Source organism: Streptococcus sp. 17.1, from assembly GCF_016648655.1.
GTDB classification, from domain to species: domain Bacteria; phylum Bacillota; class Bacilli; order Lactobacillales; family Streptococcaceae; genus Streptococcus; species Streptococcus salivarius_E.
The window spans coordinates 1-15,888 of sequence record NZ_JACLQM010000015.1 but is presented as its reverse complement, the minus strand read 5'-3'; the positions used below and the strand labels follow the sequence as shown (position 1 = coordinate 15,888).

The 15,888-nt window shown below is 41.7% G+C and carries 13 protein-coding genes; 3 read left to right on the top strand and 10 right to left on the bottom strand.

Going from position 1 to position 15,888, the window contains the following annotated elements:
* Positions 1-7 precede the first annotated feature (7 nt).
* The 8 genes from H7T99_RS08540 to pnp form a co-directional block, all read right to left on the bottom strand.
* Positions 8-523 (bottom strand): NYN domain-containing protein, encoded by a 516-nt coding sequence (locus H7T99_RS08540; RefSeq protein ID WP_002889631.1) that lies wholly within the window; start codon positions 521-523, stop codon positions 8-10.
* Between the two features lie 2 nt (positions 524-525).
* Complete coding sequence (gene rlmB / locus H7T99_RS08535) at positions 526-1,269, bottom strand: 23S rRNA (guanosine(2251)-2'-O)-methyltransferase RlmB (protein ID WP_002886369.1); 744 nt, start codon at positions 1,267-1,269, stop codon at positions 526-528.
* A 47-nt stretch (positions 1,270-1,316) separates the two neighbouring features.
* Entirely contained in the window at positions 1,317-2,990 is a 1,674-nt protein-coding gene (locus H7T99_RS08530; protein WP_037603293.1) for a hypothetical protein, read from the bottom strand.
* Between the two features lie 288 nt (positions 2,991-3,278).
* The gene (locus tag H7T99_RS08525) at positions 3,279-3,680 is read right to left on the bottom strand and encodes a Mini-ribonuclease 3 (protein ID WP_037599742.1); all 402 of its coding nucleotides are present in this window, start codon (positions 3,678-3,680) and stop codon (positions 3,279-3,281) included.
* Positions 3,673-5,016 carry a cysteine--tRNA ligase gene (gene cysS / locus H7T99_RS08520; protein ID WP_037603294.1) on the bottom strand — a complete coding sequence of 448 codons (1,344 nt, stop codon included), beginning with the start codon at positions 5,014-5,016 and terminating at the stop codon, positions 3,673-3,675. The genes H7T99_RS08525 and cysS overlap by 8 nt, the downstream gene beginning before the upstream one ends.
* A 376-nt stretch (positions 5,017-5,392) precedes the next feature.
* Complete coding sequence (cysE, locus tag H7T99_RS08515; protein ID WP_014633706.1) at positions 5,393-6,013, bottom strand: serine O-acetyltransferase; 621 nt, start codon at positions 6,011-6,013, stop codon at positions 5,393-5,395.
* An 85-nt stretch (positions 6,014-6,098) separates the two neighbouring features.
* On the bottom strand, positions 6,099-6,869 hold the full coding sequence (locus H7T99_RS08510; protein ID WP_037603295.1) for an SseB family protein: 771 nt from the start codon (positions 6,867-6,869) through the stop codon (positions 6,099-6,101).
* Positions 6,866-9,103: a polyribonucleotide nucleotidyltransferase gene (pnp, locus tag H7T99_RS08505; RefSeq protein WP_037603296.1), complete on the bottom strand. Its 2,238-nt coding sequence runs from the start codon at positions 9,101-9,103 to the stop codon at positions 6,866-6,868. The genes H7T99_RS08510 and pnp overlap by 4 nt, the downstream gene beginning before the upstream one ends.
* 209 nt (positions 9,104-9,312) lie before the next feature.
* Here pnp and pbp3 (H7T99_RS08500) point away from each other — a divergent pair, with 209 nt between their 5' ends.
* Entirely contained in the window at positions 9,313-10,560 is a 1,248-nt protein-coding gene (pbp3, locus tag H7T99_RS08500; RefSeq protein ID WP_037603297.1) for a D-alanyl-D-alanine carboxypeptidase PBP3, read from the top strand.
* A 144-nt stretch (positions 10,561-10,704) separates the two neighbouring features.
* Positions 10,705-11,961, top strand: a complete 1,257-nt coding sequence (gene pbp3 / locus H7T99_RS08495; protein WP_037603298.1) for a D-alanyl-D-alanine carboxypeptidase PBP3 — start codon at positions 10,705-10,707, stop codon at positions 11,959-11,961.
* Between the two features lie 129 nt (positions 11,962-12,090).
* On the opposite strand, the gene H7T99_RS08490 is transcribed toward pbp3 (H7T99_RS08495), so the two are convergent.
* Positions 12,091-14,541: an ATP-dependent Clp protease ATP-binding subunit gene (locus H7T99_RS08490; protein ID WP_037603299.1), complete on the bottom strand. Its 2,451-nt coding sequence runs from the start codon at positions 14,539-14,541 to the stop codon at positions 12,091-12,093.
* Entirely contained in the window at positions 14,542-14,997 is a 456-nt protein-coding gene (locus tag H7T99_RS08485) for a CtsR family transcriptional regulator (RefSeq protein ID WP_002889615.1), read from the bottom strand.
* Positions 14,998-15,295: 298 nt separating this feature from the next.
* Between H7T99_RS08485 and H7T99_RS08480 the strand changes: the two genes are divergently transcribed.
* Positions 15,296-15,766, top strand: a complete 471-nt coding sequence (locus tag H7T99_RS08480; RefSeq protein ID WP_004182164.1) for a COG2426 family protein — start codon at positions 15,296-15,298, stop codon at positions 15,764-15,766.
* Positions 15,767-15,888: the final 122 nt, after the last annotated feature.

The window sequence follows — 15,888 nt, the reverse complement described above, 5'->3', positions numbered from 1 at the left end:
TGTCCCTCTATTCTATTTCATTTAAAAGGTCCTGTAATTTCCCTAATTGTGCATCGTCCCATGGACGTAGTTTTGGTGTCTTTAAGTCAATATGTGCCGACATCTTGTCTAAGTCAGACTTAACAGTATTGACACGCTCTTCCAACTCACGCGCCGAAACACGCAAAGCTCCTTGTGAAAAGATAGCCCACTGTTCATTTAAGTCACTAGTTGCTACTTCAACTAAATTTTGAACAGTATTCATCTCAGCCGCTGCGCGCTCAATATAGCTATCTGCTGTCTCATCTTCCTCAGTAAAAATAACACTGATACGATACTGATCATAACGCTGACGGCTCCCTGGAACAAACTGGGCATCAAACACACAGATAATATCAATATGTTCAAAGTTAGCATAATGATTGAGCTTACGAAGCAATGTTTCACGAGCTTCATCAAGCTGATTGGTCTTAAAGAGTTGACGGGTTTCTTGCCAAAAGGCAATCATATTATAACCATCAACTAGAAGTATTCTTTTTTTCATAGTTACAATCGGTTTCGATAAACTTCATACATGAGAACTGCTGCTGCCACACTGGCATTAAGGCTCTGCACATGACCACTCATGGGTATAGTAATCATCTCATCCACTTGTTTCTTGATGTTAGCAGAGATTCCCTTACCTTCATTACCAATGATAAGGGCAACCTTTCCAGCTGTATTCCATTTATGAGATGGGGTCCCATCCATATCCGTTCCAAACACCCAGAAGCCTGCTTCTTTAAGCTTATCAAGAGTTTGGCTAAGATTAGTCACTCGGGCAATGGGAATATGCTCCACGGCCCCTGTTGATGTCTTGGCAACGACAGGTGTTACCCCCACAGCACGATGCTTAGGAATAATAACTCCTGTCACCTGAGTAGCATCAGCTGTACGTAGGATAGAACCAAAGTTATGAGGGTCGTTAAGTCCATCTAAAATGAGGACTAGAGGATTCTCCTCTTGTTCAGCCTTATCCATAATAACTGAGAGCTCAGAATAAGCGAACTCTGACACACGAAGAACAAAACCTTGATGCACAGCCCCACCTGTCATATCAGACAAGGTTTTCTTAGGTGTCCAAGAGATGGAAACCTTCTTTTCAGCTGCCAAGGCCTTAATGGCATCAACATTTTTCCCTCGAAGATCATCTTGAATATAGAGTTTATTACCAGTATTTGCTTCTAGACTCTCTGTTACGGCGTGCACACCATAAACAATGTCTAGACTTGATTCTTTAGTTGTTTTCATAAGCTAATTCTATCATAAAAAAAGCCCTCTTACGAGGGCAAAGCATGTTAAATAAATGTAATTGCTGCTAGATAAAGCACTAGGAGAACTAGAACAACAGTTGCAGCAGCCAAAGCTTGCTTACCAATTGTATCTGGATCTGAGATTGATTCTGCAATCTTTCTCGCAGCTTGAGTAATGGTTTTACCTGCTGCTTGGAAGATATCAATTGAACCTGTGCTTGTTGAACTATTTCCAGAAATCGCTGAAGACCAACCACTCAAAACCACAGCAATTTGTTCTGCTAATTGCTGTGTTAACGCTCTAGTTGTCTCAGCCAACTCATTAACAGCCGTAGCTTGTATATGATTGGCGGTCTCAGTATAGTTATTTGCACTGGTATTATAAGTAACCGGTACAGTCGTTGTTGTCGTTGATGAATACTGATTCCTACGGTAACTATCAGGTGTCACTGGACGCTCGCCTTCATTGAAGACGCTAAAAGTCTGTGTCAGGTAATGAATATTGTTATTCGTATCAATCAACTCAAAGGTCATTTTATGAATACCAGTCGTTTGTTCTGCCAAATGGTAGGCACTCAAACCAGCATTGACCTCATCCAGAGTTCCTTCAACAAAGTAACTATGATGAATTTGTTTACCATCAAGGACTAGATTAAGCCCCTTAATCTTCTTACCTTCCATCTTGTTAACATCAAAATTGACGTTAAAGATTTCACCACGTGCTAAATAAAGAATGTCTGTATTCCCTGTAACAGCAGGTTGATCTTCAAGAAGCGCTCCAGTACTGTCTCGTTTTGGAACAACGGTGTAAACTTCAGAAGTGATTGGAGTCGCTAAGATTTCTGAGATGAGTCCATCCGTAAAGGTTACCTCTGACGAATAGGTCAAACTCTCACTTTGCAACATAGAAACCACTTCAGAAGTTTCAAAGACCTCAGAAGTTGATGATGAATCTTTCCAACCAATCGTGAGGACAGTTAAGCTATCTTCTGAATTATTATTTAACTGACTCGTTTCTGGAGCCGTAGATGCAAGCGAACTTGCAGTACTTGCAGACTCAGAAGCGACTTCAGAAGTTGCAATAGCTTGGCTAGTAGGAGTCGCACTTACAGATGTCGTATGAGAATCCAGTGAAGAATACTCTGATTTTTCAATAACTGCATGTGTATTTCCAGCAAGTTCGGATGTATATAGTGTGCTTTCACTCTTGTACATTGAAGTCACAGCTTGTGACTCTGCAGTCGCTGTAGCCTCACGAGACTTATCATAAGTAAGCACAATATTTGGTTTAGCTTGTTCAGAATCAGATGTTGGGTTTGCATCTCCTCGTTCAGACGCCGCTACTGATCGATCCTCACCAAAAGCTTGGGCACGAGCCTCTTCTGAATGAGGTGTCGTCGTAGAAACGCTAGTCTCCACGATATCAACTTGAGAATGTACCTCAAGAAGCCCCTCATCTGTCTCACTTGAAGAGACAACCATCAGTGACGTTGAGGTCACTACTGAACTTACTTGACTCGCTGGCTCTGCCTTAGCTCCTACCGATGAAAGATCAGCTTGAGGAGCAACTGGAGTCGGTGCCTCACTATTAACATAATCTATTTTAGCTTCATCAGATTTTACCTGAACTTCATCTGCTTTACCTGTTTGAAGCGTAAAGCTAGATAAAATCAAAGCAGCAAAAGTTGTATAGAAAACTTTTTTCTTAGCTATTTCCATTCACCTCCTCATTTTTAGATGGCCTCATTTATTAATATTATAGACTTTTTTTTTACTTTCTGTCAAATTAGTTTTATTAAAAAAGCTATAATATCGGGGTTTTACACGTGTTAGACATCCCTTAACTTTCTCATTTTCAAGGTGCTAAATATTAGTTTCATCTTATTTTTTATTGTCAAGACGCTGAATTACTTTGATTCTCAAATAATCTAAATTTTGAAGCTTCAACTAATTGTCACAATTTTTATAGCCTTTAAATAACAAAAAATCCTGCTCTCGGCAGAATTTTTAGATTTCTTTTTCAACTTCGTCAATACACCAATCAATAAGTTCCTCTAAGCGAGCAATATCCTCGGTCATATGAAGATAGCCCATGACTGCTTCGAAGCCTGTTGACATTTTGTAGGTAATGACATCTGTATTTTTAGCCTTGGTGTGACTATTCGCATTACGACCTCGTTTATAGATATCTAGCTCTTTTTCAGTCAAAAGCTCTTGCTCTAGCATTTTTTCAATGAGACTAGCTTGCGCCTTTGCCGACACATAGCGTGTAGCTAGACGGTGCAATTGATTTGGCTTGGTCTGACCTTGAAAAATCAGGTGACGGCGAATGTACAAGGAATAAACAGCATCTCCCTCAAAAGCGAGAGCAATACCATTAATAAGGTTGACATCAAGGTGTTTAGTCACGTGTCCACCTCACACCATCCTTGGTATCAAGAAGTTTGATACCTTGAGCAGCCAACTCATCGCGAATGCGGTCTGCTGTCGCAAAGTCCTTGTTGGCACGCGCCGCTTGACGCTCTTCAATGAGTTTTTCGATATCTGCATCAAGGACTTCTTCTTCGAAAACAATACCGAAGACTTGGAGCATTTTTTCAAAAGCATCCTTAACGGTTTGGTCATAATTGCCTGAATTAATCCATTTGGCCATGTCAAACAGAACAGTCACACCATTCGCTGTATTAAAGTCATCATCCATAGCTTCTTGGAAGGCTTCAAGATAAGTTTGCAACTCATCTTGATTCACCTGATCTGTCAAGGGAAGACTGTGGGTGTTTTTCAAATACTTAAGATTGACTTCAGCATCATGAATAGCTTTTTCAGTAAAGTTAATTGGCTTACGGTACTGTTGTGTTGCTAGGAAGAAGCGAAGCACTTGACCATCGACTGTCTTAAGCATATCATGAACCGTTACAAAGTTACCTAAGGATTTTGACATTTTCTCATTGTCCACATTGACAAAACCGTTGTGCATCCAGTAGTTGGCGAAGGTCTTGCCAGTTTTGGCTTCTGATTGAGCAATTTCATTGGTATGGTGTGGAAACTCAAGGTCTGCCCCTCCACCATGGATGTCGATGGTATCTCCAAGGATTTCAGTCGCCATAACTGAACATTCGATGTGCCAACCAGGACGACCAGGTCCCCACGGGCTGTCCCAAGAAACTTCTCCCTCTTTGGCAGCTTTCCAAAGGGCAAAATCCAGAGGATTCTCCTTACGTTCTGTTTCAGCATCCGTACGTCCGCTTGCACCAATTTCAAGATCTTCCAAAGTCTTGTTAGCTAATTTAGCATAGTTGTTTGACTTAGCTACTCGGAAGTAAACATCACCTTCAGAGACATAGGCAAAACCTTTGTCAACCAAGGTTGACACAAATGCAATGATTTCATCCATGTAGTTAATAACACGAGGATTTTGTGTCGCTGGTTTAATGCCAAGCTGTGCAGTATCTTCCATAAAAGCCGCGATAAACTTGTCCGACAATTCTTTAGTTGAAATGCCAGCTTCATTGGCTGCCTTGATAATCTTATCATCTACATCCGTAAAGTTAGAAATATAGTTGACTGTGTAGCCACAATACTCAAAATAACGACGAATAGTATCAAAAGCTACTGCTGAACGGGCATTTCCGATATGAATATAATTGTAAACTGTTGGTCCGCAGACATACATATTGACAACATTTTCTGTCAAAGGTACAAAATCACGGAGCGAACGCGTCATCGTATCATAAATTTTAATCACTAGAGATTCCTTTCAATTAACTGGAAACTATTTTTTATCCTTGATATGGTTTAGGTATAAACACAAGAGTATCACAAGAATGATAATCCATATAGCCGCAACCAGCTGACCCTGAGCCAAGAGAGACATAGCTGAAAGGAAACTCCCAACTATATAGAAGACCAAAAAAGGATTGTTTTTGAATAAATTTTTCATAACTCAAGTATTACTTGTGACGTTGCTTAAAAACAAGACCACCCCATAAAAGAGCAATGCAAAACCACAAGGTTGCCATGCTATAGTCTGCTCTATGTAAAGCAATGTAAACAAGGGCAAGAGGGCCCACGACCGTCAATCGAGTCACCTTTGAACTAAAGAGTTTCATCGTTTCCTTTCCTTATAGCCGTGATGAGTGGAAGCTAGCTGCTTTTAGAAGGTCTTCTAGTTTTTCGCTATAGTATTCACGTCCTTCTTCAATATCGTGGATAACTTCTTCGTCCTTTTGACCATGAACACGCACAACCTTAGCAGGAACACCAACGACTGTAACATCTTCTGGGACATCCGCAACAACCACAGCTGCCGCACCGACCTTAGAATTCTTTCCAATCTCAATAGGGCCTATGACCTGAGCATGGGCTGAAACCAAGGCACCCTCACGAACGGTTGGGTGACGTTTTCCGACATCTTTACCAGTACCACCTAAAGTGACACCGTGGTAAAGCATAGCACCCTTCTCCACAACAGCTGTCTCACCAATGACAAGGCCTGAGCCATGGTCGATGAAAACACCTTCAGCAATCTGAGCCCCTGGGTGAATCTCGATTTGAGTCCAGAAGCGCCAAAACTGACTATGCATACGCGCTAAGAGTCGACAATGGTGGCGCCAGAGAAAATGTGAGATACGATGAGCAGCCAAGGCTTTTAATCCAGGGTAAGTTAAAAGAACCTCCAGACTCGTCCGAGCTGCTGGGTCATTTTTCTTTACTATATCAATACTTTCTTTCCACCAACCCATTTAGGTCACTCCTTACATCATTATTGCTATTATTGTTTGTTGTAGCCTATTATTTCTTTAAAGTGGAAAGCTGTAAACACTAGGTCTACTCGCTATCCCCCTCAAAATAAGACCAATCGACTAACTCAGGTTGCTCATCAAACGGATTGATGACAATACCTTGAACCTTATCCAACTCATTTTCACCTGTTGAAGGCTGGTAAATTTCTGACAGTGGCCATTGTAAAATCGTCCCTTTAGCCTTACGGAAAGGTAGGCCAAAAGTTTCGTTACCGTACCATTTTGCAAAGCTCGTTAAGTTCGTAAACACAGGCACATAACTCTGTCCCTCTGCATTCGACATGGTCGCGAAGAGACGGTCATCCTGACCATCTTCCTCGCGTTTGTGAATGAAGGCTGGAACAAGATAAATCTTATCTTTGGAATCTGCCTTTTGATTTTCCTCACCCAAAAGATTATTTAAGGTCTGAGTGAAATAGTTGATAAACTGGATAAGTTCACTGCTTGCAAAAAGAGTGGTATTTGAGAAATCACCATCCTCTTTTAAATTGAAAGCAAGACCAAAAAGCTCTGCCTGAACCAGTTGTGTTAGGATATCTAAGCTTGAACGTTCTATCCAAGTCTGTTCTCGAGCACTCTCTTGAGTAGCTTTGAAAGATTGTAAGTCCTGTTCATTAGTGAAGACAGGAACAACCTTCTTGCCTTCCACTTCAACTGCGTAGAGGTCTTGGGCAGCCAAGACGGGAGTACGTTGTAGGTGATTAACCAAAGCCAGACTGGTCAAAAAGTGGTCTGGTTCCTTTAAAAATTCTTTTAGAGTTTCATCAAAAGCTTGCAATTCTTGATTTTCTGTCATTCTTCTATCTGTTCTTTCGTTTCTGATTTATCAGGATTTTTCGGTGCTTCACCATTTTCATTATGGTGGCGTGGTTTGTGATGAGAACGACGGCGGTGACGATGCTCTCCTTTATTTTCCCCGTCCTCAATCTTTTCAGGCTTAGGGAGCAAGGTCTTGATTGAGGCATCGATACGTCCTTTTTCATCGATTTTGATAATTTTAACAGTTACCATGTCCCCAACCTTAACCACATCTTCGACACGCTCAGTGCGTTCCCAAGCTAGTTCTGAGATGTGGACAAGAGCATCTGTCTTATTAAAGAGGTGAACAAAGGCACCGAACTTTTCAATACGCACAACTGGTACAGTATAAACCTCTCCAACCTTAGCTTCACGTACAAGATCAAAGATGATAGCTTTAGCACGGTTAATGGCATCCTGATCACTAGAGAAAATCTGAACAAGACCTTCTTCATCGATATCGATAGTGACACCAGTCTCAGCGATAATCTTGTCAATCGTTTCGCCACCTTTACCGATGACAACCTTAATCTTGTCAACAGGAATCTGAATACTGTCAATCTTAGGCGCTGTTGGTGCCAATTCTGGACGTGGCTCAGCGATTGCTGACTCAATAACGTCAAGAATCTCAAAACGAGCTACCTTGGCTTGAGCCAAAGCCTCTTCGAGAATGGCAGGTGTAATACCTGAAATCTTAATATCCATCTGAAGAGCTGTAATTCCTTGACGTGTACCAGCTACTTTAAAGTCCATATCTCCAAAATGGTCTTCTAAACCTTGAATATCAGTCAGGACAGTGTAGTTAGTACCATCTGAGATAAGCCCCATAGCTATCCCTGCAACAGGCGCCTTAATCGGTACACCACCAGCCATAAGAGCCAAGGTTCCTGCACAAATAGAGGCTTGTGAGGAAGAACCATTTGACTCCAAGACTTCTGCTACCAAACGGATAGCATAAGGGAACTCTTCAACACTTGGAAGAACCTGAGCAAGGGCACGTTCACCTAAGGCTCCGTGACCTATTTCACGTCGACCTGGTGCACCGTAACGCCCTGTTTCACCCACTGAATACTGAGGGAAATTATAGTGGTGAAGGAAGCGTTTCTTATACTCTGGATCCAAACCATCAACAAGTTGTGTATCACTCATAGGTGCTAAAGTCAAAACTGACAAGGCTTGAGTTTGTCCACGTGTAAAGAGACCTGAACCATGAACCTTAGGAAGAAAGTCAATCTCTGCGTCCAAAGGACGGATTTCATCCACACGACGACCATCTGGACGAACCTTATCCTCGGTAATGAGACGGCGCACTTCAGCATGTTCCATCTGCTCAAGGATTTCTGCTACATCACGCAGAATGGTTTCCTTATCTTCATCTTCTGCAAAGCGTTCTTGATAAGAAGTAAGGACCTCTTCTTTAACAGCCTGGGTTGCTGCTTCACGCGCCAGTTTTTCTTCCACCTGAACAGCCTTAGCTAACTGATCATAATAAGCTGTTTCGATTTCGACTTTCAAATCAGCATCAACTTGTAGAAGTTCAACCTCAGCCTTTTCCTTACCAACAGCTGCAACGATATAATTTTGGAAATCAACCAACTCTTGAATAGCCTCATGTCCCTTCAAGAGTGCTTGCAACATAATATCCTCGGACAATTCCTGAGCACCTGACTCTACCATATTGATAGCTTCCTTGGTACCTGCCACTGTCAAATCTAAAAGTGAAACTTCCTTATCCGCTGCACTTGGGTTGATGATGAAATCTTCTGCAGCATAGGCTACTTGAACCCCAGCAATTGGACCATTGAAAGGAATATCAGAGATAGAAAGAGCTAAAGAACTCCCAAACATAGCCGCCATCGGAGCACTAGCATTCTCATCATAAGAGAGAACCGTGTTAATGACCTGAACTTCGTTACGGAAGCCCTCCGCAAACATAGGACGAATAGGACGGTCAATGAGGCGAGCAGTCAAAGTGGCATCTGTTGAAGGCCGACCCTCACGCTTGTTAAAGCCCCCCGGGAACTTGCCAGCTGCATACATTTTTTCCTCATAATTAACCTGTAAAGGAAAGAAATCTGCCGTTGCCATCTTTTTAGACATAACAGCTGTTGATAATACCGTTGTATCTCCATAACGCACGACGACAGCACCATTAGCCTGCTTGGCTACCTGCCCAACTTCAACGACAAGCGGGCGTCCTGCAAAGGTCATCTCAAAAGTTTGTTTAGCCATGTTTGATCCCTCTTTTTATCCATGACCAGCCCTTACAAAAACGAACCGGTCAACTTTATGTCATTCATTTGATATAACTTTCATTTTACCATAATATAGTCAAAAATGGCAGAGCTCCGGCATAAGTTAGCAGCTAAGATTCCCTTTCTCTCAGATATTTAAGTCGTTTTGTGATATAATAAACACCTATGAGAGACAAAGGAATGACTATGAAAAAATTACAACACATCATTATGATTGCCTTAATCTTACTAGGCCTAGTAACACCTGCTCTAGCACAAGAACAGACAGATGACTTCAATGTTTCTGCTAAACATGCGATTGCTATCGAAGCAACTACAGGAAAAGTCCTCTATGAAAAGGACGCCACTACCCCTGATGGTGTGGCTTCAATGACTAAAATCCTAACAGCCTACATGGTCTATAAAGCAGTTGATCAAGGAAAAATTACCTGGGACACTGAAGTAGATATTTCAGACTATCCTTTCAACTTAACCGTTGATTCAGAAGTTTCAAATGTCCCACTGGATTCCCGAAAATACACTGTTAAACAACTCCTAGATGCCACCCTCATTTCCAGCGCTAACAGTGCTGCTATTGCTCTGGCTGAAAAAATCTCAGGATCAGAGAGTGCCTTCGTTGACGCTATGACAGCACAACTAAAAGAATGGGGAATTACAGATGCTAAATTATTTAACGCTTCTGGTCTAAATAATAAATATCTTGGGGATAATCGCTATCCTGGCTCAAAACCAGATGACGAGAACACGATGAGCGCCCTAGATGTTGCAATTATTGCGGACCACCTCATCAAAGACTATCCTCAGGTACTTGAAATCACCAAGCAAACCGAAACTGACTTCGAAGGTGACAACAAATTAACGACACACAACTACATGTTGGAGGGGCAAGACAACTTCCGTGAAGGCGTTGATGGACTCAAGACGGGAACAACCGAACTTGCAGGGGCATCCTTTGTAGCCCACTCCAATGAAAATGGCATGAGTTTGATTACAGTTGTTATGAATGCGGACAATGGCGGAGAAGATGAAGCTGCCAGATTCACAGCCACAAATGAGTTGCTAGATTATGTGACTCAAAACTGGGAAATCAAAACCCTCAACACCAAAGGACAAATCGTCAAGAAAAATGATATTAAGGTAGCCGATGGAGACAGTCAAACCATCTCTGCTAAGCTCGAGTCAGACCTTACAGTCGTTCAAAAAATAAACAGCAAAAATGATACTGTTAAAATCAAAGCAAAAACTATAACAGCACCTATCAAAAAAGGTGACACTATTGGAACAGCGACCTTTGATGATAAGGATCTCGTTGGAACAGGTTACATCTCTGATCCACCTCAAATTTCTGTAACAGCCAACCAATCTATCAAGAAAAGTTTCTTCTTAAAAGTTTGGTGGAACCATATCGTTAATTTCTTTACAGGAAACAAGTAAACACAAAACTACCTTTTAGCTATCAAAAGGTAGTTTTATCTTGCCTTAAAAATTAGTCCTGTAAGTAAAAGCCCCTTCTCAACACCTTAAGTTCCTCTCAAAATGTGGTATAATAAATATCCAAAACACATGAAGGAACAAACCATGAAAAAACTGATTACGCTTATGATAACCTTCTTACTCTGTCTGGGAAGCGTAGCCCCTGCTTTTGCAGCAGATAAGAAAAAAGGATATGATGCCGCAGCCAAACATGCCATCGCTGTCGAAGCTAATACTGGCAAAATTTTATATGAAAAAGATGCCACTACCTCTACAGGGATTGGCTCTATTACCAAGCTCCTAACAGCCTATATGGTTTATAAAGCAGTAGATCAGGGAGACCTCAAATGGAACAGCAAAGTTGACATTTCTGACTACCCCTTTGAACTAACTGTCAGTGCCGGAGTATCTAATATTCCACTAGATGCCCGCAAATACACTGTCAAACAACTTCTTGACGCAACTCTTATTTCCAGTGCCAACAGTGCATCTATTGCTCTAGCCGAGGAAATCGGAGGAACCGAAAGTAAGTTTGTCGACATGATGAAAGCCCAACTTAAAGATTGGGGTATCACTGATGCTAAGATTGTCAATGCCTCTGGTCTCAATAATTCTTACTTAGGTGACAATATCTATCCAGGCTCTAAATCAGACGAAGAAAATACCATGAGTGCTAAAGATGTTGCTATCATTGCACAACACGTAGTGAAAGAATATCCTGAAATTCTCGATATCACTAAAAAAACTGAAGCTGATTTTGATGGTGTCAACAAACTCAAAACCTTCAACTATATGCTCAAGGGACAACCTAGTTACCGTAAAGGTGTAGATGGCCTAAAAACAGGGACCACTGATTTAGCCGGTGCTTCCTTCGTGGCCCACTCAAATGAAAGCGGCATGAGCATTATCACAGTCATTTTGAATGCTGATAATACCGATACTGATGACTACGCCCGTTTCACTGCAACCAATGACCTACTTAACTACGTAGTCTATCATTGGGAAAGCAAGACCATTGCCAAAAAAGGACAAGCTATTGGTAAAAGCCAAGCCAATGTCCTTGATGGGAAATCTAAGCAAGTCACTGCTGTTGCTAAGTCTGACTTTAATATCATCCAAAAAATAGATGCTAACAATAGTAAACATATTAAAGTCACTACAAATCAAGTCCAAGCCCCCGTCAACTCAAGTGACAAGGTTGGAACGGCTACCTTTGAAGATAAATCACTTGTAGGAGAAGGTTACTTGCCTAACCAAGGTATGCCTAGCATGGAACTGGTTGCTGGTAAAGAAGTTAAGAAAAGCTTCTTCCTCAAGGTCTGGTGGAATCACTTTGTCAACTTTGTCAATGAAAAACTCTAATCATTACAGCCGAGCTTTACTCGGCTTTTTCTTTTACCCCAACTTTACAGAAAGATTGACTCTATCTTGACTCCTATTGACACAACAAAAAGACAAACTACACCTGTAATCTGTCTTTTTGTTTGATTTTTACACTACTGTAAAGGTTAATTTATCTTTCGAGCAGCCGATTTTAAGAGTTTGTCCACTAACTACTTGGCCACCTAGTAAGAGCTCAGATAACTTGTCCTCCACTTGAGTTTGAATCGTACGACGTAATGGACGAGCACCCATCTCAACATCATAGCCATCTTTAGCTAAATGTTTGAGGGCAGCTGGTTGGAACTTCAAGTCAATCCCTTTTTCAGCCAAAGCTGATACCAACGGTTTTACCATAATCTTGACAATCTCACGAAGCTGCTCTTCCTCTAAACTATGGAAGACAACCTTTTCATCAATACGGTTGATAAACTCTGGTCGGTAGGCCTTCTTAAGCTCTTCCATGATACGTGACTGCATAGCTTGGTGATTATGAGAAATGTCTTGGACTCCAAAACCAACGGTCTTATCATCACGAAGAGCAGTCGCTCCCAAGTTCGAAGTCATAATGATAATGGTATTTGAGAAGTCAACTTTACGACCTCGACTATCCGTCAAGACACCGTCATCCAAAACCTGTAAGAGAATATTGAAAATATCTGGGTGAGCCTTTTCCACCTCGTCAAAGAGAAGAACTGAGTAAGGCTTATTACGAACTTTTTCTGTTAACTCACCGCCCTCATCATATCCAACATAACCTGGAGGAGCACCGTTAAGTCGGCTAGCCGCAAATTTTTCCATGTATTCTGACATATCAAAGCGAAGCAAAGCTGACTCATCATCAAAGAGAACTTCCGCCAATGCCTTGGCCAATTCTGTCTTACCAACACCAGTAGGCCCAAGGAACATGAAGGAACCAATCGGACGTTTTCCAGTACGAATACCTGACTGGTTACGACGAATAGCACGACTAATCGCTGAAACTGCTTCGTCTTGACCAATAACACGTTTGTGAAGCTCTGCTTCCAGATTCAAGTAACGCTTGCTATCTGCCTGAGTCATCTTCTCAACAGGGATACCTGATAGACGACTAAGGGTTTGCATAATCTGATCCGCATCTACCAAGGCAGGTTTTGGTAATTTTGCTTTTTGGCTAGCCTTATATTGTTTAACAGCAGCCTTCATATCACCAGATAGAAGCGCTTCATCCAAAGGCGTTATCTCACGTTTGGCTTCTTTTTTAATACGACCTTGAACAGTTGCACTCGCTTCATCTAAAAGGTCAATGGCAGAGTCAGGCAAGTTTTTACTCGTCAAATAACGATGTGCCGCCTTGACCGCTGTCTCAACCGCCTCATCAGTAATCGTTACACGATGATAGTCTTCATAAGACGAACGTAGGCCTTTTAGAATATCAATCGCCTCAGCTACACTTGGCTCCTCAATTGTAATCTTAGCAAAACGGCGAGAAAGAGCTGCATCTTTCTCAATATGCTTTTGATACTCTGCTTGAGTTGTTGCTCCAACCATATGAAGAGTTCCACGTGCTAGAGCAGGTTTCAAAATATTTGCCGCATCTAAGGTACTATCAATACCTGAACCAGAACCAATAATCGTATGCAGTTCGTCAATAAAGAGAATGATTTTTCCATCAGCTTCAATCTCATCGATGATTTGATTCATACGTTCTTCGAAATCACCACGGAAACGTGTTCCTGCAACCACACTCATCATATCAAGCTCTAAGATACGCATATCAGCCAGCTCAAAAGGTACTTCGCCTGAAGCAATACGCTGTGCCAAGCCAAGCGCAAGTGCCGTCTTACCAACACCTGCTTCACCTACAAGAACTGGGTTATTCTTCGTTTTACGACTCAAAACCTGAATCATGCGTGAAATTTCTTTCTCACGTCCAATAACAGGATCAAGAGCTCCTGACTCGGCTACTGCCGTTAAGTCTTTGGTATAATCTGCCAACTCCCCAGTAGAAGATTGAGGAGGCTGCATCATATTAGCAAAATTTCCTGATGTCTTTGATTTTTTAGGCTTACGAAGATCATGAATGGCCTTCAAATCTTGCTTACTAAGACCTGCATAACGCTCCAAAGAACGTCGTAAATCGATAATACGAGGCTTATCGCTGTCATCCTTATATTGAAAACCAGCAACTTCAAGGAGACGACAAACCATCAAATCCTTATGAAGGAGAAAGGCCATCAATACATGTTCAGACCCTACCTCTACAGCACCAGTCACACCAGCAATTCCCTCTGCCTCTTGCAACATAGCCTCTAAAGCATGTGACTGTGCACGTAAATCGATAATATCTGATTCAGACAAGTCTTTTGGACTTTTCTCCATCGCTAGTACAGCGGCTGTCTCAATCTCTTCCGCACGAATATGGTCCTCAAAATCAGTAAATGTTAGGTAGGCTACAGATCCTGGAACCTCAACCATAGCCAGAAGCACATGCCAAGTCTCCAGAAAAGGACTTCCAAAACGCTCTGCCTCAAGCTGTGCACGATGGAAAATGGCCTGCATTTTTCTTGAATATGTCGTCATCTAATTTCCTTTTCTATCCAATCTAAGTAATAGCGAGCGTAGAATACGCGAACGAATAGCAGCCGCATCTGCGCCTAAAATATCATCACTAGCAGTTGCTAAAATCAAATTTCCCTCACGTTCTGTGATGATTTTTTCATCAAAAAGCAACTGGATCAAGTCTGTAAATACCTGCTCGCTGAGCTGATCCGCTAAGTTCTGAAGCAAATCATTAATCATGTGGTGCTTATCAGAGAATCTGACTTTGACGATACGAATATAACCGCCACCTCCACGCTTACTCTCAACAATATAACCACGACTTTCTGTAAAGCGGGTCTTAATAACATAATTAATCTGACTCGGTACAACTTGAAAAGTATCTGCTAAGTTCGAGCGTTGAATCTCAGCAATTCCAGACTGGCCCAGCAATTCTTTAATATATTCTTCTATACTATCTGATGTATTTCTTGCCATCTTAATTCCTCCAGTCTAATTTGACTATAACTGACTATTATTATACCAAAAATGTCAGCACATGGGAAACTATACCTTCAAAAAGCTTTTTAAAGTTGTCATTAGAGACCATATAAGATACAATAAATAAGACTAAAATATTAGGTAACTTTAAGTGTTTGATCCACTTTGACAGGCTGAGCCTCACCTAATCCAATAAGTACTTGTTAGCACTTTCGCAGTAGTATTAGTCTTATCACTCTTGATAAAGCTCTTGTGGCTTTGAGTCTTTATTTTATTTCCCTATGAAAGGTTACTCATGAAATACATCATTGCACTCTTAATCTCTATGATTCCCTTGGTTGAGCTCCGTGGAGCCGTTCCTGTTGCTATCGCCTCAGGTATCCCTTGGTGGCAAGCCCTAATTCTTTGTGTTATTGGGAACATGATTCCAGTTCCAATTATCTTCTTCTTCGCCCGCCGTGTTCTCGAATGGGGGGCAGACAAACCTCTAATTGGGGGCTTCTTTACCTGGTGTCTTAAAAAAGGTCACAGTGGTGGCCAAAAACTTGAAAAAGCTGCCGGAGATAAGGGGGTCTTCTGGGCCCTCCTCCTTTTTGTGGGAATTCCACTTCCAGGAACAGGAGCCTGGACTGGTACCCTAGCAGCATCTATCCTAGATTGGGACTTTAAACGTAGTGTTATTGCCGTTATGCTGGGGGTTATCCTTGCAGGTATCATCATGGGAACACTCTCTCTTCTACTTGGTGTAAATACCTTCGCTCATTAATTACTTTGTTAACGTCTGGGGCATGCTCAGATGTTTTTTAATAACAATCATAACCACCCGTCTAACGGGTGGTTTGATCAAGGGCTATAAGCCCATAATACCAGCCAGCGCCTAAAGACGCT